Source organism: Granulicella aggregans (genome assembly GCF_025685565.1).
Taxonomy (GTDB): domain Bacteria; phylum Acidobacteriota; class Terriglobia; order Terriglobales; family Acidobacteriaceae; genus Edaphobacter; species Edaphobacter aggregans_B.
Genome location: NZ_JAGSYE010000002.1, coordinates 1,293,183 through 1,311,322 on the forward strand (window position 1 = coordinate 1,293,183; position 18,140 = coordinate 1,311,322).

The 18,140-nt window shown below is 61.3% G+C and carries 18 protein-coding genes; 11 read left to right on the forward strand and 7 right to left on the reverse strand.

All coding sequences use genetic code 11. The features are described from left to right. Positions 1–39: 39 nt before the first annotated feature. Both OHL18_RS14830 and nagA read left to right on the forward strand, forming a co-directional pair. Positions 40–2,271, forward strand: a complete 2,232-nt coding sequence (locus OHL18_RS14830; RefSeq protein ID WP_263375622.1) for a beta-N-acetylhexosaminidase — start codon at positions 40–42, stop codon at positions 2,269–2,271. A gap of 67 nt (positions 2,272–2,338) precedes the next feature. Further along, positions 2,339–3,499 (forward strand): N-acetylglucosamine-6-phosphate deacetylase, encoded by a 1,161-nt coding sequence (gene nagA, locus OHL18_RS14835; RefSeq protein ID WP_263375623.1) that lies wholly within the window; start codon positions 2,339–2,341, stop codon positions 3,497–3,499. A 48-nt stretch (positions 3,500–3,547) separates the two neighbouring features. Here the strand turns inward: nagA and OHL18_RS14840 are convergent, their stop codons facing one another. Further along, a complete protein-coding gene (locus OHL18_RS14840; protein ID WP_263375624.1) occupies positions 3,548–4,501 on the reverse strand; it encodes an oxidoreductase in 954 nt (317 codons plus the stop codon). 75 nt (positions 4,502–4,576) lie between these two features. Here OHL18_RS14840 and OHL18_RS14845 point away from each other — a divergent pair, with 75 nt between their 5' ends. Next, positions 4,577–4,996, forward strand: a complete 420-nt coding sequence (locus OHL18_RS14845) for a winged helix-turn-helix transcriptional regulator (protein WP_263375625.1) — start codon at positions 4,577–4,579, stop codon at positions 4,994–4,996. Positions 4,997–5,143: 147 nt separating this feature from the next. Here the strand turns inward: OHL18_RS14845 and OHL18_RS14850 are convergent, their stop codons facing one another. The 4 genes from OHL18_RS14850 to OHL18_RS14865 form a co-directional block, all read right to left on the reverse strand. Beyond that, positions 5,144–6,739, reverse strand: coding sequence for a glycoside hydrolase family 43 protein (locus OHL18_RS14850; protein ID WP_263375626.1), 1,596 nt, complete (start codon positions 6,737–6,739; stop codon positions 5,144–5,146). 186 nt (positions 6,740–6,925) lie between these two features. Further along, the gene (locus tag OHL18_RS14855) at positions 6,926–7,123 is read right to left on the reverse strand and encodes a hypothetical protein (RefSeq protein ID WP_263375627.1); all 198 of its coding nucleotides are present in this window, start codon (positions 7,121–7,123) and stop codon (positions 6,926–6,928) included. Between the two features lie 3 nt (positions 7,124–7,126). Then, a complete protein-coding gene (locus tag OHL18_RS14860) occupies positions 7,127–7,666 on the reverse strand; it encodes a DNA alkylation repair protein (RefSeq protein WP_263375628.1) in 540 nt (179 codons plus the stop codon). Positions 7,667–7,928: 262 nt separating this feature from the next. After that, on the reverse strand, positions 7,929–8,756 hold the full coding sequence (locus OHL18_RS14865; protein WP_263375629.1) for a class I SAM-dependent methyltransferase: 828 nt from the start codon (positions 8,754–8,756) through the stop codon (positions 7,929–7,931). 181 nt (positions 8,757–8,937) lie between these two features. Here OHL18_RS14865 and OHL18_RS14870 point away from each other — a divergent pair, with 181 nt between their 5' ends. The 7 genes from OHL18_RS14870 (at position 8,938) to OHL18_RS14900 (ending at position 14,845) form a co-directional block, all read left to right on the forward strand. Continuing rightward, positions 8,938–9,741 carry an SDR family NAD(P)-dependent oxidoreductase gene (locus OHL18_RS14870; RefSeq protein ID WP_263375630.1) on the forward strand — a complete coding sequence of 268 codons (804 nt, stop codon included), beginning with the start codon at positions 8,938–8,940 and terminating at the stop codon, positions 9,739–9,741. A gap of 68 nt (positions 9,742–9,809) precedes the next feature. Next, positions 9,810–10,445 carry a TetR/AcrR family transcriptional regulator gene (locus OHL18_RS14875; protein WP_263375631.1) on the forward strand — a complete coding sequence of 212 codons (636 nt, stop codon included), beginning with the start codon at positions 9,810–9,812 and terminating at the stop codon, positions 10,443–10,445. A gap of 88 nt (positions 10,446–10,533) precedes the next feature. Then, on the forward strand, positions 10,534–11,874 hold the full coding sequence (locus tag OHL18_RS14880; protein WP_263375632.1) for an Hsp70 family protein: 1,341 nt from the start codon (positions 10,534–10,536) through the stop codon (positions 11,872–11,874). A 172-nt stretch (positions 11,875–12,046) separates the two neighbouring features. Beyond that, complete coding sequence (gene lptE, locus OHL18_RS14885) at positions 12,047–12,592, forward strand: LPS assembly lipoprotein LptE (protein WP_263375633.1); 546 nt, start codon at positions 12,047–12,049, stop codon at positions 12,590–12,592. Continuing rightward, complete coding sequence (holA, locus tag OHL18_RS14890; RefSeq protein WP_263375634.1) at positions 12,592–13,758, forward strand: DNA polymerase III subunit delta; 1,167 nt, start codon at positions 12,592–12,594, stop codon at positions 13,756–13,758. Before lptE ends, holA begins: the two co-directional genes overlap by 1 nt. A gap of 111 nt (positions 13,759–13,869) precedes the next feature. Next, positions 13,870–14,160 carry a preprotein translocase subunit SecG gene (secG, locus tag OHL18_RS14895; protein ID WP_263375635.1) on the forward strand — a complete coding sequence of 97 codons (291 nt, stop codon included), beginning with the start codon at positions 13,870–13,872 and terminating at the stop codon, positions 14,158–14,160. Positions 14,161–14,212: 52 nt separating this feature from the next. After that, complete coding sequence (locus OHL18_RS14900) at positions 14,213–14,845, forward strand: MBL fold metallo-hydrolase (protein ID WP_263375636.1); 633 nt, start codon at positions 14,213–14,215, stop codon at positions 14,843–14,845. Between the two features lie 39 nt (positions 14,846–14,884). On the opposite strand, the gene OHL18_RS14905 is transcribed toward OHL18_RS14900, so the two are convergent. After that, entirely contained in the window at positions 14,885–16,087 is a 1,203-nt protein-coding gene (locus OHL18_RS14905) for a pyridoxal phosphate-dependent aminotransferase (RefSeq protein ID WP_263375637.1), read from the reverse strand. A gap of 56 nt (positions 16,088–16,143) precedes the next feature. Between OHL18_RS14905 and OHL18_RS14910 the strand changes: the two genes are divergently transcribed. Next, positions 16,144–16,773, forward strand: a complete 630-nt coding sequence (locus OHL18_RS14910; protein WP_263375638.1) for an HAD family hydrolase — start codon at positions 16,144–16,146, stop codon at positions 16,771–16,773. 146 nt (positions 16,774–16,919) lie between these two features. Here OHL18_RS14910 and ribB read toward each other — a convergent pair whose 3' ends face one another. After that, positions 16,920–18,080 carry a 3,4-dihydroxy-2-butanone-4-phosphate synthase gene (ribB, locus tag OHL18_RS14915; RefSeq protein WP_263375639.1) on the reverse strand — a complete coding sequence of 387 codons (1,161 nt, stop codon included), beginning with the start codon at positions 18,078–18,080 and terminating at the stop codon, positions 16,920–16,922. Positions 18,081–18,140 lie beyond the last annotated feature (60 nt).

The window sequence follows — 18,140 nt, forward strand, 5'->3', positions numbered from 1 at the left end:
CCCTTCTCTTCAATACTTATCGCACTTACGAAACGCCGGATGGCGCTGCTGTGGATCGGTGCGCTGGCAGGCGCCTCGCCGATGTGGTCGCAGAGTATGGGGCTGCACCTGATCCCTATGCCGGTATCCGTGTCGAATATCTCTTCGCAGTCGCTGAGTGCGGGGATTCAGATTACGTGCTCGGCGCCGTGTGCGGCTGAGGACGAGTTCGCGATTGCGGACTTGAAGGCGAGTCTGGCGGAGCACGGCGTCACGGTGAATGAGACGGCGGCAGTGCATGTGCTGGTGACGCGGTTTGGACCACCGATATCGAAGGCGATCTATCAGGATTCACTGCCGACTGAGGAACGGATGGCGCATGGCGATTCGCCGATCGAGTTTCCGGAGCCGATGAAGGCCGAGGGATACGTCATCATTCCTGACGGCAAGGGACTGGCGGTGACGGCGGAGAGCGCCGAGGGCATCTTTTACGCGCTGCAGACGGTGAAGCAGATGGTCGATGCCGCTCCGGGGCGAGCGGCGGTACTACATACGGCGACGATCCGCGACTGGCCGGCGATGAAGTATCGCGGGCTGGACGACGATCTTTCGCGCGGGCCGGTGACCACCCTGGAGTTTCAGAAGAAACTGATCCGGACCCTGGCGGCTTACAAGGTGAATCTGTACTCGCCTTACTTCGAGCATACGGCGGGATATGCGGCGAATCCGCTGTGGGGGCCTCCGGGAGGGACGGTGACGGCGGCGGACGCGGCGGCTCTGGTGGCGTATGCGAAGCCATACCACGTGATGATCGTGCCGGAGCAGGAGGCGTTTGGGCATCTGCACCACAACCTGACGTGGGAGCAGTATCAGACGCTGGCGGAGACGCCGCACGGGGCAGTGCTCGCACCAGGGCAGGCGGGATCGCTCGCGCTGACGACGCAGATGCTGACGGAGTTGGCGGGGCAGTATCCAGGGCCTTTCCTGCATATCGGGGCGGATGAGACGGTCGACCTGGGACTGGGGCAGACGAAGGAAGAGGTGGATTCGCGCGGCCTGGCACCGGTGTATCTCGACTTTATGCAGCGGATTGCGACGGCGGTAGAGCCGCTGCACCGGCGGCTGCTGTTCTGGGGAGATATCGCGCAGGATGCACCGGACCTGCTGAAGCAGCTTCCCGATAAGTTCAAGCAGCAGACGATTGCGATCGCGTGGGTGTACAGCCCGGAGCCGAAGGGGTACGACCGGTTTCTGAATCCTTTCAAGAACGCGGGGTTTGAGACATGGGTTGCGCCGAGCGTGAACAACTATCGCAAGGTGTATCCAAACAACAATCTGGCGCTGTTGAACATTCAGGAGTTCGCGCGGGATGGGCAGCGGCTGGGATCGACGGGGCTGCTGAACACGATCTGGAACGACGATGGCGAGGGACTGTTCAACCAGGACTGGTATGGGATTCTGTTTGGCGCGGCGGCGGCGTGGCAAAAGGGGGAGTCTTCGATCTCCCAGTTCCAGAACAGCTACGCGCAGGTCTTCCATAACGACGCGACTGGCAAGCTGAATCAGGCGCAGAAGGAACTAATGGCCGGCCACGCCGTATTGAAAGATCAGGCGAAGGTGGGGGATGCGAGCAACAGCATCTTCTGGCTCGATCCGCTGTCGAAGGATGGGTTGAAGATCGGGGCGCAGGTTAGGCCGTACACGCATGAACTTCGGCTTCATGCCGAGGCGGCTTTGACGCTAATTGCGGAGGCGCGGGCGGCCGCGGGAGCGAAGGCTGTGGCTGAGCACGCTGCGCCGACCACTGCGGTTTATGAGTCGGAGATTTACGGGGCGGCCAGTTCGAATCTTGAGGAGCCGGATGCCGTAGATGCGATGGAGCTGGGAGCGAGGCGGATGGATTTGATCGGGCTGAACTTCCAGTTGGCCGATGAGCTGGTGGAGGGATATCAGCGGGCTTATGCGGCGCAGGGTTCGACCGACAAGAAAGTGCGGGCAGCGGTGGGGCGAGAGCTCTCGGACATCAATGGCGTGAATGGGCGGATCGAGGATATGCGCGACCGGTACTCCCTGCTGCGGGACATGTTCGCGGCGGAGTGGCTGCGGTCGAACCGGCCTTATGCTCTCCGCCCCGTGCTCGAGCACTACGACTACACAGTCGGCCTCTTGCTAACCCGGAGCGACCGGTTTCGGAGTGCGCTGCGACAGTGGAACGATAGCCATACACTGCCGTCGGCGGCGGAGTTGGGCATCCCTTCCGCGCTGGTTACGGTTCCTGTCGGGACAAAGTAACTTCAGTACAACTTCTGTCGCAACGAACACATTACACTTGTCGAAATTTGATCTAGAATGTTCGTTTATGGCTAAAACGATCACGGCAAGGACGCTTCACACGCCGGATGGCGTCATTGACTATCCCCAGATACGTATTGGGGAGGATGGAATGGTCCTATCCATCGAGGCAGGTGAGGCGAACGCCGATGAGACGGTGCTGACCGCGAGCTTTTTGGACGTTCATATCCACGGAGCGGTTAGCCATGATGTGATGGAGACCTCGGCGAGCGGATTTGCCGAGATGGAACGATTTCTGGCTACGCGGGGCGTGGGACATTACCTGCCGACGACAGTGACGGCTCCGATCGACGAGACGTTGCGGGCGATGGAGCGGATCGCAGATCATATCGAGTCCGCGGACGAACGCGGAGGCGAAGGCCGGGCGACTCCGATTGGGATTCACCTGGAAGGGCCGTTTCTCTCTCACAGTAAACGCGGGGTGCATCATGCTCCAGATCTGCAGAAGCCGGACATTGGACTCTTCGACCGGTTTCATGAGGCGGCGCGAGGGCATATCCGTCTGATGACGGTTGCGCCAGAGGTTCCTGGTGCGCTGGAGTTGATCGCCCATGCGACGTCGCGAGGCGTGCGGGTGAGCATGGGACACACGAATGCACTGGCAGCCGAGGCACATGCCGGGATTGCGGCGGGAGCTTCGAGCGCGACGCATACATTCAATGCTATGCGGGCGATGGACCATCGCGAGCCGGGCGTGGTGAGCGTCGTGCTGACCGATGAGGAAACGTTTGCGGAGCTGATCTGCGACGGGATCCATGTGGCTCCGGAGATGGTGAAGTTGTTCGCCCGATGCAAGAGCGCAGACAAGGTAATCCTGGTGACCGACGGGATGTCGGCCGCGGGGATGCCGGATGGAACGTTCCGGCTGGGCAACTTCGATGTGCAGGTGAAGGATGGTCATGCGACGGCGCGCGGGGTGCTTGCGGGGTCGGTGATTACGCTGGACCGGGCGGTGGCGAACTTCGCAAAGTTCACGGGACGGACCGTGGCGAGTGTCGCGCGCGCCGCTTCTCATAACCCGGCGAAGATGCTGGGGCTGGAAGAGAGATTCGCGTTGGGCGTGGGGCAGCCGGCTAATTTCAACCGGTTCGGGTTGGATGGAGGACTGGCAGAGACGATTCTTTGCGGGAAGAGGGTGGCGCTTCGAGAGGCAGTCGGAAGGGCTTAGATTCTAGGCTCTCCTCACCGTCGCCGGTGCGTGTTCAACCGGCTGAATCTATGGCGTGAATTGCACTCCTACGAGGCGCTCTGTCTCTGTCCAGAGACGCTTTGCGAGGGCGAGGTCTTTGGCTAAGGGAGCGATCTTTGCGGGAACGGGATCGCCTCTAAGCTCTTGGAAACCATCTGGGCCATAGTAGCCGCCGGCCATGACATCGGTTGCGGTCGCGGCGAGGAGGGTGGGCAGCGCGCCGTGGGCGGCATCCTGCGATGCAAACGGTTTGAGGACTGTCATCGCGATGCGCATGGCTAGAGGAAGAACGCCGGCTGGGCCGCTGGTCTGAAGATTCGTGATCGCGTAGCCGGGGTGGGCGCCGGTGCTGAGGATCGGCGAGCCGGAGGCAGTGAGGCGGCGCTGGAGCTCCTGCTGAAAGATGAGGTCGGCGAGTTTGGACTGCGAGTAAGCACCGAACATGGGGCTGTAGGCGCGCTCGGACTGGAGATTGTCGAACTCGATCTTCGCCTGGTTTGCGACGCCGCTGGAGATGGTGACGATGCGCGTGCCGGACCGGCGCTTCAGGTGCCGATAAAGGAGCGCGGTGAGCAGGAAGGGGCCGAGATAGTTGGTGGCGAACTGGCGTTCGTAGCCGTCTATGGTTAGCTCGCGCTGCGGAACGGCCATGACTCCAGCGTTGTTGATGAGCAGATCGAGGGATTCGCCGGGGAACTCAGAGGAGATGCGTGCGGCGAAGGCGCGGATGCTGGCGAGTGAGGCGAGGTCGAGAACTGCGGGGGTTAGCTTTGCTGCGGGGATTTGCTGGAGGATGCGGGTGATGGCTTCGTTGGCTTTGTCGAGGGAGCGGGCGGGGAGGATAACTTCTGCCCCTTTGCGAGCGAGTTCGAGGGCGGCTTCGTAGCCGATGCCGGAGTTTGCGCCGGTGATGAGGACGCGACGGCCTCGTTGGGAAGGGACGTCATTCGCGGTGAATTTCGTTGTCGATTTCGTAGCCATGAAGGCAGTATGCTTCTATTAGTATCCAATGGCAATAAGGCACCTTTTTAGCTTGTACTTACCTGGGGGTAACTCATGGCGAAAAGCAAGAAGAATCGGATCGACTGGGCTGAGGCGAATGCGGCGTGCGAGGCGCTGACGGAGCAGCAGGACTCGTTGACACGGGACATTGTGACGCGGCTGGCGGAGAAGTGGACGCTGTGGGCGCTGGCTGAGCTCGCAGAGGCGGAGGGGCCGCTGCGGTTTTCGCGGCTCATGGAGCGGGTGGAGGGAGTGAGCCAAAAGTCGCTGACGAAGGTGCTGCGGCAGTTGGAGCGGGACGGGCTGGTGACGCGCACGGTGTTTGCGGAGGTGCCTCCGCGGGTGGAGTACGCGATCACGGATCTGGCGCTGGAGATGCTGGAGTTGGTGCATCCGCTGTGGCGATGGACGACGATAAATATCGCGAAGTTCGAAGCGGCTCATGCGGGGTATGACCGGGGGCATGGGAGATAGCCGGGGGCTTCAATGCCCTTGATGGGTTCTGTTAAAGAGAGACGCATCAGGCTCGGGTGAGGGTGGAGAAATGCGGGGGTCTCCACTTCGCTACGCTCCGGTCGAGATGACGTGTTCTCGCACACGAGTAGAGCTAGCGGTCACCAGCTAAGGTATGGCGACGGTGAAGGACGAGACCCTCACCGCGCCGTCTAGAGATTGGGTGGCGTAGTTGAAGATGGCGTAGCGGTAGCCCATGAAGTAGTGCCAGTCGCGGGTGAAGGCGAAGGGCTTGCCGAGTGGAGTGAAGGTCTTGCCGTCAAGGCTATAGGCGAAGGTTCCGGTGCGGTCCGGGCCAGATCGGAAGTTCGATGTCGTGTCGGCTGAGGCTCGGAGCCAGATCTTGTGGGCAGTTATGGGGGCGCTGGCGACTTCGGTTCCCGTGGCGGTCGTCTTCCAATGTTCGTCCATGGTGAGGTTGTCTTCCATGGCGACGCGGAGGGAGCCGTTGTCGCGGACGATGCCGATCCAGGCGGTGGAGTCGCGGAAGAGGGCGAGACCGGCGCGATCGCCATCTTTCATGTGGGAGAGATCGAGCTCGATGGTAGCGTTGGAGACCGGGCCGAGGATGCGGTGGGTAAGGGTGTTGCGGGCAGCGTAAATGTCGTTGGTGACGGTTGCGGTCTGGAGCTTGAGGCCGTTGTGGAGGGACCACTTTGCGTTGTCGGGGTTGTGGTTCCACTCCCACTCCGGGCTGAGGGTGGTGCCGCGGAAGTGGTCGGTGCCGGTGTGGGAGGTCTTGTCCTGCGGGGACAGTGGATAGGGCAGCGCTGTGGGCCAGGTGTTGTCGGTGAGATTGAGGGAGGGCCAGCCGTCGGCGTCCCATGTGAGGGGGGCGAGGACGGGGATGCGGCCGTTGGGGTAGGCATCGACGAAGGCCATGTAGTACCAGTCGCCCTTCTGAGTTTCAACGATGCCGCCCTGGTGGGGGCCGCCTCCGTATGGGATGGGGGCTTTCGCGTTGATGACGAGCTTCTGCATCGTGTAGGGGCCGAAGGGGCCGGTGGTGGATTTGAGGACATACTCGTCATTGGGCGGACGGGTGGTGAAGATGTAATAGCTGCCGTTGATCTTGTAGAAGCGCGAGCCTTCGATGTAGTCGACACCGATGGGAGCGGTGAAGACCTCCTGCGATTTCACCTCGCGGGTTCCGTCGGGCGAGAGCTGGGCGACGTGGAGGGTCTTTGCTCCGTAGGCGACGTACATCGTGTCGTCGTCATCGACGAGTAGACCGGCGTCGTAGTAGCACTGGGGAAGGACGGCGTGGCGCTTCCATGGGCCTTCGGCGGCGGTGGCGGTGTAGATGTAGGTCTGCTTGAATTCAATGCAGCCGCCCCAGTAGAAGGTCTTGTTGCTGTTGCGGTAGCCGAGGAAGGATGCCCAGGAGCCTTTGACGTAGGCGTTGCCGCCGTTGAGGTCGTAGGCGGGGGAGAAGTCGAGTACCGGGATGGAGTGGCCGACGTACTTCCAGTTGACGAGGTCTTTCGAGCTGAGGATGGGCGCTCCGGGGGAGTACTGCATGTTGGAGGCGGAGTAGTAGAAGGTGTCTCCGACGCGGAGGATGTCGAGGTCGGCGAGGTCTTCGTAGAGGACGGGGTTCTGGAAGACGGGGTTCTGGAAGGCGGGCTTCTGAGCGGTGACTGGGCGAAGACCGAAGGACGCGATCAGTGTGAAAGCGAGAAGGCAGAGGTTGGATTTGGTCATCGGTGGCCCCTTCATTCGCGGAGATTTGTCGAGCTTCTTATCTTGCCATGTGAGATGGGCGGGAGCGGTCGAGCTTCGCTCGATGTTCCACTCATAGCGGTGAAGCTGCGACGAATGGGGCACCCGGATTTGTGGCTTCGTCGAAATGACGTTTTCTTTTTTCGGTATTTAGGGCTATGGGTGCACTCAGCAGCGGATGGTTTTGCGCTTTTGGCCTTGCTTGCCTAAGGCTTCCATTTTTGCGATGTACGCGGTAGCCAGGGGGACTTCGCAGGCGGTGTCGCCCATGTCCACCGAGACCTGGCCGATGCGGGCGGCGGTGGCTTTGGCGAGTGGCAGCAGGGGCGTGACGTAGCTGCCTACAGAGATGACGAAGCCGTTCATGGTTTAGCGGTGGCGTCCTTCGACGGTGAGTATCTTCCTTTCGACGAGGGCGAGGAGGCGTTCTATCTCGGCGAGGTCGAGGGCGTCGTCAGGCGTGACGACGAGCATGCCGGCCCAGGTACGCCAACCGGAGGAGGCGATGAAGTCACGCTTGGAGGTGATCCACTCGGTGGCCATGTGGTGGGCGTGCGGACTTTCGACGGCGACCCAGGGGACGGTGTGCTCGGCGATTATGGACATGCCGTGGGAGTTTTCGGCCCAGCGCTGGAGCTCGCGGCGCGACATGAGGCGACCGTCGGCGAGGATGCCTGCGAGGTACATGGCGTCCATATTGCCGGTGTCGTATAGGTCGAGCGCCAGGGCCTGGAGTTCGGCAGGGTTCTTCTTCAGTGGCTTGCTGATCGATTTGGCCAGTGTCTTGAGGTCGGCGTTGCTGACACCGTAGGTGCGTTCGAGGGGTATGCCGTGGCGGGCGTAAGTCTTGCGGTAGGTTTCGCTGCCTAGGGATTTTAGGTCGTCGAGGACGGATTGGGCCGTGGGCATGGGATGCCTCTCAACAGGGGAGTTTGGAGCTTACTGAAGACTCTGGAATAGAACGAAAGCCGTACCCCAGCGGCTAAAGCCGCATTGCGAGGAGAGCGGTTACGGCACGACTGAAGCCGTGCCCTTAAGCAAAACCGGGTATTCCAGTGAGTTTTTCGAAGCCCGGTCTAGCAGCAGGTTCTTCGGGGCCTGGTTGAACAGCAGATCCTCCGCTGCGCAAAAGATGACAAGGTTTAGGAGGAAGGATGACAGGACATAAGGCCTAATTGCGGATGGCGGTGATCTGTAGGTACTCGTTTCTTACGAGGGTGTGGGACTCGGGGTTCGGGGATACGTTAGCGCTGGACCAGAGGGCGGTGAGATCGGCGGCGAGGGCTTCCTGGCCGGTGGAATCGAGGCGAGCGAAGGCCATCTGGGTCGGGCCGAAGTATTTGCGAAAGAAGTCGACTGCACCGGCGGGGCTGACGGCCATGTCGAAGTCAATGGGGATGAGTTGGGTTTCGATGTTGGTGAAGAAGGGCGCGAGACGTTCGCGGACGGTGGCGTCGTCGCCCCAAAGCGAGGCCGGGGCGATGCCGGGTGGCGAGGGGACGTGCATGCTGCCGACCTTGAACATTCTGCCGGAGAAGCTGGCGGGGTTCCAATTGGCCATGGCGAGGAGGCCGCCTGGTTTGAGGACGCGGGCGCACTCGGAAGCAACAAGTGCGGGGCGCGGGGCGAACATGGCTCCGAACATGGTGGTGACAGCGTCGAAGGAGGCGTCGGCGTAGGGGAGAGCTTCCGCGTCTCCCTCGTCGAAGGTGATCGCGAGGCCCTCGGCGGCGGCGCGTTCACGGGCCTGGATGAGAAGGTTGGTAGCGATATCGACGCCGGTGACGATGGCTCCGGAACGAGCAAGCGGGATCGCGGAGTTTCCGGTGCCGCAGGCGATATCGAGAACGCGGGCACCGGGAGCGATGCCAAGCCGTGCGATGAAATCATCGGCTGAGCCAGAGATGGTCTTGGCGACGACACCGAAGTCACCGGCCATCCAGGTAGCGCGCATGGATCGTTTGAGGGCGGAGATATCTGGAACGGCGGTTGCGCTCATGGCGGTTCTTCTCCGGGATTCGAGGAATGGGAGAAGGGTGCTTGATCAGGGGCGGAACGTCAAGCCGTGTCATACAGCCGGCATAAGAATCTTTTTGGAAACTTTGCTGAATCCTTAGACCGACCGGTCTACTCATATGAGCATGGCTGCCATAAGGAGCCACTTCACAAAGGAGATCACGATGTCTAACAAAGGTACTGCCCTCATTACCGGAGCTTCCACGGGAATTGGCACCGTCTATGCCGATCGCCTCGCAAAGCGTGGTTACGACCTCATCCTTGTCGCGCGCAGCAAAGACAAGCTCGACGAAGTCGCACAACAGATCCAGTCCAGCACCGGCCGCAAGGCAGAGGTACTGCAGGCCGATCTCGCTGTTCCAGCGGACGTGAAGCGAGTCGCTGAGCGTCTTGCCACGGACGACTCCATCACCGCGTTTGTGAACAACGCCGGCATCGCCTCGGCCAGCAAGCTGCTGGATTCGGACCTGGACTATCTCGACCAGATTGTTCAGATCAACGTCACGGCTTTCACCCGCCTTGCCATTGCGGCTGCGTCAAGCTTCGTGAAGAAGTCGAGCGGCCTCATCATCAACATCGGTTCGGTAGTGGCGCTCGCGCCCGAGCTGTTGAACGGCGTCTACAGCGGCAGCAAAGCGTTTGTGCAGAACTTCAGCATCTCGCTCAAGAACGAGCTTGCGGACAAAGGCGTGAAGGTCCAGGTGGTACTGCCCGGCGCGACCGCCACTCCGCTTTGGGGCAAGGCTGGCGTCAACGTGCACACCGACCTTCCTGCCGAGTGGGTCATGACCACAGAAGACATGGTCGATGCGTCGCTTGCCGGCCTGGACCAGGGCGAGTTTGCGACGATTCCCGCTCTGCCTGAAGCGTCCCTCTTTGAGACCTACGAGAAGTCGCGGCTGGCCCTTGCGCCCTTCCTTTCACAGAAGAACCCTGCTCCGCGTTACGGCGTTGGAGAAAAGAAGTAAACGCAACCGATACGATAAGGGACGTTGACCTATCTGGGCCAACGTCCTTCCACGGAAAGAGAGACGCTATGCCGTCCCAAACCGATATTGAAACAAAGGGCGTGTCGCACGCGAAGTCGAGCCCTACATCGACGCACGATCACCTCGTTGATGTAGGGCTCGCTCTCATGCGCAAGCAGGGGTACGGGGCCACCGGACTCCAGGAGATCCTGCAGGCTGCGGGTGTCCCGAAGGGCTCCTTCTATCACCACTTTGCGAGCAAGGAGGAGTTCACTGCAGCAGTCATTGAACGCTACTTCACGCGCGCTAGCGAGTTTGCTCAAAAGCATCTTCTTGAAGAAAAGGATCATCCGCCGCTTGGAAGGCTCCGGCGCTACTTTGAAGCGTTGGTCAAGACGGCGGGCCAGTCGGCGCCGCTGCCCGGCTGTCTCCTCGGGGATCTGAGCCTTGAGGTCGCCGACGCGAGCCCGCTCCTTCAACGGCATCTCAGCGACAGTTTCACGGGATGGCAGGCTGGCGTCGGGATGGTCCTACGTGAAGCGGTCGAGAGGGGCGAGTTGCCGAAGTCCACAAAGGTCGAATCCCTGGCAGGTTTCATTCTCAATAGCTGGGAGGGCGCTTTGCTTCGTTCTCAGGCGGACAAGAGCGATGCTCCTCTGAAGGACTTTCTGCACTTCGTGTTCGATGACTTGCTGGTGGCGTGACCCGTTTTGAGCTGTGGCCGTAAATCGGAAAGCTTCGTCCTTCGAAGTATTGGGCGTATGGGGTGAAGGCTTGTAATCTATACGACTGATGTCTGAAGAACACAAGCAAAGCGGGGCCTATGCCGGGGCGAAGATCGGGATCGACTTTGGGACGACGAATAGCTCCGTCGCAATCTATACGGGTGATGGCCGAACGGAGTTGGTCTCCTTCCCTTCGCTGAAAGGGCTTACGGAGAGCTACCGGTCGGTGCTTTACCTGGAGCAGATGAAGGCGGCGGGGCGGACGCAGTTGAAGAGCTTTACTGGGCCGCAGGCGATCGAGCACTATCTGCAGGCGGAGTCGCCGGGGCGCTTGATTCAGTCATTGAAGTCTTATCTTCCGAGTAAGTCGCTCACAGGTACCGAGGTCTTTGGACGGCGATACACGCTGGAAGAGTTGATCGCCCGCATTCTGACCGACCTGCGGCTGGCTACAGAGCGGCATATCGGTGGGCCGGTGCGGAGTGCGACGGTGGGGCGGCCCGTGCGATTCGTAGCGGCGGAGACGGCGGAGGATGATGCGTTTGCGACGTCGCGGCTGGAGACGGCGTTCAAAGCGGCAGGGTTCGAGTCGGTGAAGTTTGAGTATGAGCCGGTGGCGGCGGCTTATGCGTATGAGTCTTCGCTGACGGACGATGAGTTGATTCTGATTGGCGACTTTGGCGGCGGCACAAGCGATTTTTCTCTGCTGCATGTGGGGCCGGGGGTACGGGCTAAGGGACGGAGCAAGGACGATCTTCTCGGGAACGCCGGACTTGGACTGGCCGGCGATGCGTTCGACGCGCGGATTGTGCGAAAGCTGGTGTCGCCGGCGCTGGGGTCGGACTCGTTTGAGAAAACCTTCGCCCACGCTTCAGATCGGCCGGCACCGATCATTCCGGCGGTACCGGCGTGGATCTACGCGAACCTGGAGCGGTGGCACTATCTTTCGTTCCTGAAGACGCGGAACGTGACCGAGATGCTGAAGGCAGCGCGGGCGCGGGCGCAGGAGCCGGAGAAGGTGGCGGCACTGATCACGTTGATCGATGAAGATCTGGGGTATCAGTTGCACCAGGCGGTGCAGCGGTTGAAGGTGGATTTATCCTCAGCGGAGACGGCGGAGTTTCGGTTTCGCGATGGGAGTCTGGAGATCGTCGATCGGGTTTCGCGAACGGATTTTGAGGGTTGGATCGGGGATGACCTGGCGGCGATCGAGGCGACTGTGGATGGGTTGTTGCGGGATACGGGGATCGCTCCGGAGAAGGTGAATCGCGTGTTTTTGACCGGTGGAACCAGCTTTGTGCCGGCGGTTCGCGAGATCTTCGATCGGCGGTTCGGCCGGGAGCGGGTGCGGACGGGGAATGAGTTCACTTCGGTGGCAATGGGGCTGGCGCTGAGTGGGACGTCGTAGAAGCGGGTTCGTGCTTCGCACGAATGTCCCACCCATGCGGTAAACCCGCATGGATGGGGCACCCGACTCTGCGGTGATGCAGGAGTTGTAGATGGCACAGGTTCCTCACAGCTTATGCAGAGGGGTTTCGCTTTTTCGCCGCATAGCCCGATGCGACAATAAAGGGGCCCGCATGAAGCGATCTCTTGCCAAATCTTTGTCCGTTGTCGCGCAAGGGCTGGTGCTCGTCTCCGCGTTTGCGATTCCGGGGTGCGGGTATCACACGGCGGGGTCGGCGACGCATCTGCCGGCGGGGACGCGGACCATCGATGTACCGATCTTCACGACCCGAGTGCAGAACTATTCGACTGAGGTGGAGTTCACCAGGGCAGTGATTCGGGAGCTGAATACTCGGACGAAGTATAGGGTACTGACCGGAGCGAACGACGATGCCGACGCGCATCTGAGCGGGACGATCCTGACGCAGTCGATTGCGCCGCTGACCTATGACTCGTCGAGCGGGCAGACGGCGAGTTACCTTGTGACAATTACGGCAAAGGTGGTTTTGACGGCTCGGGATGGGCGGATTCTTTACCAGAACGACGCGCTTCCCTTCCGCGAACAGTACCAGTCGACGCAGGATTTGAACGGGTTCATCCAGGAGGATGGGCCGGCGGTTCGGCGGCTCTCTCAGGACTTTGCGCGGACGATTGTGAGCAACATGCTGGAGAGCTTCTGATGGCGGGGATGAAGAGCTTCGCGTCGGTCGAGCGCTTCCTCGGGGAGATTGCGACGCCGTCTCTGCGACCCGGGTATGTGCTGGCGGGTGACGAAATCTTTCTCTACGACCGCTGCCGCAAAGGCGTTCTGGAAGCGCTGGTGCCGGGCGATATGCGGGACTTCTGCCTGCATGATTTGGATCTGGCGGAGATTTCGATCTTCGAGATTCTCGACAGGGCGCAGACGCCATCGCTGATGGCCCCGTTCCAGGTGATCTTCGTGCGCGGGTTGAAGAACCTATATACGCGGGGGGCGAAAAAAGAAGAGTTTGCGGCGATTGATGGGTACTTCCGCAGCCCGAACCCGCAGGCTGTGGTCATCTTTGTGGCGGACCATCTGAGGATTCCGACCGACCTGCGCAAGATGGACATGCAGGACAAGGACCGGTTCGAGCGCATCCGCGAGACGCTGGGCGACTGGTGCGGCATGGTCGAACTTGCCCGCGTCGAGGAGTCGGATGCGATCCGCTGGGTAACGGAGTCGGCGGCAACGCGCGGGGTAAAGTTCGATGCGGACGCGGCGCGGCAACTGGTGGATGCGCTGGGCGCGGACATGATGCTGATCGCAAGCGAGTTCGAAAAGCTGCTGCTTTATGTGTCGGCCCCAATGGGGCAGGCAGATGGGATTGCGCGGAACCATGTGACTCTGGGCGATGTAGAGACGATGGTTCTGGCAGCGAAGCAGCGGTCGCTCTATGAGCTAACGGATGCGATCTCGCAGCGCGACCGGACGCGGGCTCTGGCGCTGCTGCATGGCCTGCTGAACGCTTCCGACGGTGGCGAGGATGCGGCCATCGGGCACCTGTACATGCTGGCGCGGACGTTTCGGCAGATGCTGATTATCTCGGAGAAAAACGTGCGCGACTCGCGGGCGATCTGGCAGGTGCTGTGGCAGGGCTTCCGGATGCCCCCGTTCGCGGCGGAGGATCTGATCCGGCAGGCGCGGCGGTACAAGTCGCGGCGGGAGCTGACGCGGGCGATTCGGCTGGTGGCGAAGGCCGACCTGGAATTGAGAAGCTCTCCGGCGAACAAGCTGCTGGTGCTGGAGCGTCTGGTGCTGGATCTGGCGACGGAGCCGGTGGCGCTGCACGAGGCGTTGAGCCAGCAGTTTGCTATGGAGCTGTGATCCTCAGCTGAGTTCGCTGGACTGGATGGTACAGTTAAGAAGTATGCGTAGTGTCTGGTCTGTTCCTGACCAGCGCTCGATTCAGAAGTCGAAAAGGTAACGATTCATTCCATGGTCTACTTCCTCGTTTTCATTCATATTGTCGTTTGTCTCTTTCTGATTGGCGTAGTTCTGCTGCAGCAGGGTAAGTCCGCCGACCTGGCCGGCGCGTTTGGCGGGCAGGGTTCGCAGACGGCGTTTGGGCCTCGCGGCGCGGCGAACCTGCTGACGAAGCTGACGACCTATGCGGCGATCCTCTTCATGCTGCTCTCGATCGCGCTGACCATCCTGCTTTCGCGCGCCAGCGGCGATCACTCCGTTCTCTCTGGAACGCCGACGACGCAGAGCGCTCCGAAGAAGTAGACTTCTTCCGGCTGCGAATGGGCTTGATTGCAGGTCAGGTTAAGATTGGGTCATGATTCACGAGATTCTTGCTGTCGGCCCGTTGCAGTGCAACTGCTCCATCCTTGGGGATGAGGTGTCGAAAGAGGCGATCGTCGTCGATCCCGGCTCAGACATCCCACGCATCCTGAAGGTCCTCGAACGGCATGAACTGACGGTCAAGCGGATCGTAGTGACGCATGCGCATATCGATCACATCGCCGGGGCGCTGGAGCTGAAGCGGCTGACCGGCGCTCCGATTCTCTACAACCAATTAGATCTGCCACTGGTCGCGATGATGAGCGTCCAGGCTGGCTGGCTCGGAATCGCTACACCCCAGGTTGCCGAACCGGATGACAGCCCGAAAGACGGGGATGTCGTGGCTGCAGGAAGTCTTGCGGGGACGGTGATCCTGACTCCCGGACACACCGAAGGCAGTCTGTGCCTATACCTTCCTCACGAAGAACTCCTGATTGCTGGGGACACTTTGTTTGCAGGTTCCGTGGGACGGACGGATCTTCCGGGCGGCAACACGCGGCGACTGTTGGACTCGATTCGCGACCGTCTGCTGCCCCTGCCGGATGCAACGAAGGTAATTCCGGGGCATGGAGAGTCGACCACGATCGGGCGCGAAAGAAACTCGAATCCATTCCTGCAACATCTTTAGTTTGAGTTGCTTCCAGCGGCTTCTCAAGTAGAACTTTAGCTATTTCCCCGAATGTTTACTGCCATGGTTCCGCTGCACCGTGAATGGTGCAAGGGACTCGCTGAGACGACCGATCCCCTCGGAAAAGTCGCGTTCCGTCGTGAGCAGGCTCACGACGATCAGTCGGTGATCGACCATGCCGTAGAAAGAACCGGGATGGACGATGACACCGTGCTCTTCGAGCAGACGGAGTGCGGGATCGGCCTCCCGGAGCTTGAGTACAGCGGCCCAACCGGCTTCGAGATGTAAGAGTTCCACCGGGCTGGCGGCCAGAGTCGCGAGATTGGCGGCGACGCGGGAGCGGATCTGGCTCTGGAGATGGTGGCGGCTGGCAAGCCAGGTGGGCAGGGAGAACTGCGCCGGGGCGTTCATCGAGAGGAAGGTGTCGGAGATGACCTCCAGACGAGCCAGCGCTTCGGAGACGACGGGACCAGGGCCGAAGGTGGCCAGCCACGCGACCTTCATCTGCGGGAGGGCGGCGATCTTGCTGATCCCGCTGAGGACGAAGGTCAGTGCGGGATGAGGGCCGGTCGCGAAGGTCTTTGCTGGTTCTGCTGGGGCTATCGGGTAGTCGAGGAAGACTTCGTCGACGATGAGGGCGAGATTATGGCGAGCGCAGAGGTCTTCAAGGCGTTCGCGCTCAGGCTGGTGCGTCCAGTGGCCGGTGGGGTTGTTGGGATGGACGACGAGGATGGCGCGGATGCGCGGGGTGATGCGGCGTTCGAGTTCGGCGAAGTCGATCCACCACCCGAAGTCGTAGAAGAGCGGGTAGGGCCGTAGGTTGATGTCGTCGAGGGTGGCGAGGAAGTCGAAGAGCGGATAGCTGGGTTGGGCGACAAGGACTTCGTCGCCGGGGTCGCAGAGGAGGCGGAAGAGGAACGAATAGGCCTCGCTGGTGCTGGTGGTGAGCAGGATCGCGTTCGGGTCCACGGGAGCGCTGTGGCGGGCGTAGTAGTCGGCGACGGACGCCCGGGCCGAGCGGAGACCTCGGGGATCAGGGTCGTAGGTGAGCGCGAGCGGGTTGGCCAGGGGTTCGAGGAGGGATTCAGCGTCGTAGTCGAAGCCGCAAGCGGTGGGGTTTGAGACCGTGAGGTCGAGAAGTTCCCTGCCCTGTTTTCTAGCTGCAAGACCGGCAAGAGAAAGATCGCCGGGGCTCAGGTCCCAGGCGGTTCGGCGCGAGAATCTCTGGTGAGGGTCGGACACCTGTTCATGCTATACGGCAGACGGTTCATGGTGCTCGGTTAGAATCGGGAGCAAATATGGGACAGATTGAAGCGGTGCTTTTCGACTATGGAATGGTGATCTCTGCGCCTCCGCAGGCTGCGGCGTGGGAGCGTTTGAAGGCGATCTCGGGGCTGGATGAGGCAGCATTTCATGCCGGGTACTGGGCTTATCGCCATGCGTATGACCGCGGGACGCATACCGGCGAGGAGTACTGGCGGCTGGCAGCGGAGCACGCTGGCGGGAGCGTCGATGAGGGCCAGGTGGCGGCGTTACTCGCTGCCGATGTCGATCTGTGGGGTGATCTGAACCAGCCGATGGTGGATTGGATCTGGCGACTGCAAGAGGCGGGCGTGAAGACCGGCGTTCTATCGAATATGGGCGATGCGATGGAGGCGGGGCTTTCGGCGAAGTACCCGTGGCTGGCTAAGTTCGACCATCGAGTGTGGTCGTACACGCTGAAGCTGGCCAAGCCGGAGGCGGAGATCTATCGGCACGCGGTGGAGGGGCTTGGCGTGGCGGCTGACCGCGTGCTTTTCGTGGATGACAAGGCCGAGAACATTGCGGCTGCGGAAGCTGCCGGGCTGCAGGGGATCGTCTATGGCGATCATGCCGTGTTTGAGCGGGAGTTGCGCGAGCGCGGGTGGGGGAGTTTGCTGGACGTTTGATCGATACAACCGCTCAAAGCGTTGACAGCCAAAGCGGTGGCAGAAAGCTTCGAGCGGCGTGGGTAATGCAGGCAGCGGCGGGGCCCGTCGGCTGCGCGGCTCGCAAAGTGCGCGAGCCGCTTCGCTCAGGACGACGGCCTTTCTTACTAGGCGGTAACTGCGGCGGTGGTGCGGACAGGAATCTGTTCGACGATCTCAATGCCGAAGCCTTGGAGCGCGGGCACATGAGTCGGCGTGTTGGTCAGGAGTTGGATGCGGTGGATGCCGAGATCAGAGAGGATCTGGCCACCTAGGCCCACCTGACGCAGGGTGCGATGGCTTTTATCTTCGCCGCGTTCGCGGTTACGCGCGTCGCGGTGGAGTGCAATGCGAGGTGAGGCGGTGGAGCGGTCGATGCTGAAGCCCTTGGTGCCGTTGTGCAGGTAGACGAGGGCGCCCCGGCCAGCTTCGACGATCATGCGGAGTGAGGCGTCGATGACCGAGCGGCAGTCGCAGGTGGTGGCGCCGAAGACGTCGCCGGAGAGGCAGTGGGTGTGGACTCGGACGGGAATGAAGGCGTCTTTGGCTGCATCGCCGGTTACGTCTCCGTAGACCAAGGCGATATGGGACTCGCCGCCGTCGACTTCGTTCTCGTAGGCGATCATGCGGAAGTCGCCGTAGGCGGTGGGCATGACGCCTTCGGCGACGCGGTGGATGTAGCGTTCATGCTGTAGCCGGTAGCGGATGAGGTCGGCTACGGTCAGCATCTTGAGGTTGTGGAGCTCGCAGAACTTGATGAGGTCGGGGACGCGGGCCATGGTGCCGTCGTCGTTCATGATCTCGCAGATGACGCCGGCGGTGACGAGGCCAGCCATGCGGGCGAGGTCGACGGAGGCCTCGGTCTGGCCGGCGCGGACGAGGACGCCGCCCTTGCGGGCGCGGAGCGGGAAGACGTGGCCGGGGCGGGCTAGATCGGCAGCGGTGGAGCTTGGGCTTATAGCCACCGCGATCGTATGTGCCCGGTCGGCAGCCGAAATTCCTGTCGATACGCCTTCGCGGGCTTCGATGCTCTCGGTGAAGGCGGTGCCGAAGCGGGAGGTGTTCTCGCTGGTCATGGGGCCGAGGCGGAGGTAGTCCGCGCGCTCTTCGGTCAGAGTGAGGCAGATCAAGCCGCGGCCGAATTTGGCCATGAAGTTGACGGCTTCGGGGGTGCAGAACTCGGCGGCGATGGTGAGGTCGCCCTCGTTTTCACGGTCTTCGTCATCGACGACGACGACCATGCGACCGGCTCGGATGTCTGCTACGGCTTCTTCGACTGTGGCGAACATTCTCTCTCCCGCATCCATCTTATGCTTTGGCAGAGGTTTGATTCGAAGGAGCGTTTACTG

What these genes read in the sequence shown, in the direction of transcription:
- nagA (WP_263375623.1), top strand. Translation starts at nt 2,339, where the DNA reads ATGGCTAAAACGATCACGGCAAGGACGCTTCACACGCCGGATGGCGTC.
- OHL18_RS14865 (WP_263375629.1), bottom strand. Translation starts at nt 8,756, where the DNA reads ATGAGCGCAACCGCCGTTCCAGATATCTCCGCCCTCAAACGATCCATG.
- OHL18_RS14870 (WP_263375630.1), top strand. Translation starts at nt 8,938, where the DNA reads ATGTCTAACAAAGGTACTGCCCTCATTACCGGAGCTTCCACGGGAATT.
- OHL18_RS14875 (WP_263375631.1), top strand. Translation starts at nt 9,810, where the DNA reads ATGCCGTCCCAAACCGATATTGAAACAAAGGGCGTGTCGCACGCGAAG.
- OHL18_RS14900 (WP_263375636.1), top strand. Translation starts at nt 14,213, where the DNA reads ATGATTCACGAGATTCTTGCTGTCGGCCCGTTGCAGTGCAACTGCTCC.
- OHL18_RS14910 (WP_263375638.1), top strand. Translation starts at nt 16,144, where the DNA reads ATGGGACAGATTGAAGCGGTGCTTTTCGACTATGGAATGGTGATCTCT.
- lptE (WP_263375633.1), top strand. Translation starts at nt 12,047, where the DNA reads ATGAAGCGATCTCTTGCCAAATCTTTGTCCGTTGTCGCGCAAGGGCTG.
- ribB (WP_263375639.1), bottom strand. Translation starts at nt 18,080, where the DNA reads ATGTTCGCCACAGTCGAAGAAGCCGTAGCAGACATCCGAGCCGGTCGC.
- OHL18_RS14855 (WP_263375627.1), bottom strand. Translation starts at nt 7,123, where the DNA reads ATGAACGGCTTCGTCATCTCTGTAGGCAGCTACGTCACGCCCCTGCTG.
- OHL18_RS14845 (WP_263375625.1), top strand. Translation starts at nt 4,577, where the DNA reads ATGGCGAAAAGCAAGAAGAATCGGATCGACTGGGCTGAGGCGAATGCG.
- OHL18_RS14860 (WP_263375628.1), bottom strand. Translation starts at nt 7,666, where the DNA reads ATGCCCACGGCCCAATCCGTCCTCGACGACCTAAAATCCCTAGGCAGC.
- OHL18_RS14850 (WP_263375626.1), bottom strand. Translation starts at nt 6,739, where the DNA reads ATGACCAAATCCAACCTCTGCCTTCTCGCTTTCACACTGATCGCGTCC.
- OHL18_RS14840 (WP_263375624.1), bottom strand. Translation starts at nt 4,501, where the DNA reads ATGGCTACGAAATCGACAACGAAATTCACCGCGAATGACGTCCCTTCC.
- secG (WP_263375635.1), top strand. Translation starts at nt 13,870, where the DNA reads ATGGTCTACTTCCTCGTTTTCATTCATATTGTCGTTTGTCTCTTTCTG.
- OHL18_RS14880 (WP_263375632.1), top strand. Translation starts at nt 10,534, where the DNA reads ATGTCTGAAGAACACAAGCAAAGCGGGGCCTATGCCGGGGCGAAGATC.
- holA (WP_263375634.1), top strand. Translation starts at nt 12,592, where the DNA reads ATGGCGGGGATGAAGAGCTTCGCGTCGGTCGAGCGCTTCCTCGGGGAG.
- OHL18_RS14830 (WP_263375622.1), top strand. Translation starts at nt 40, where the DNA reads ATGGCGCTGCTGTGGATCGGTGCGCTGGCAGGCGCCTCGCCGATGTGG.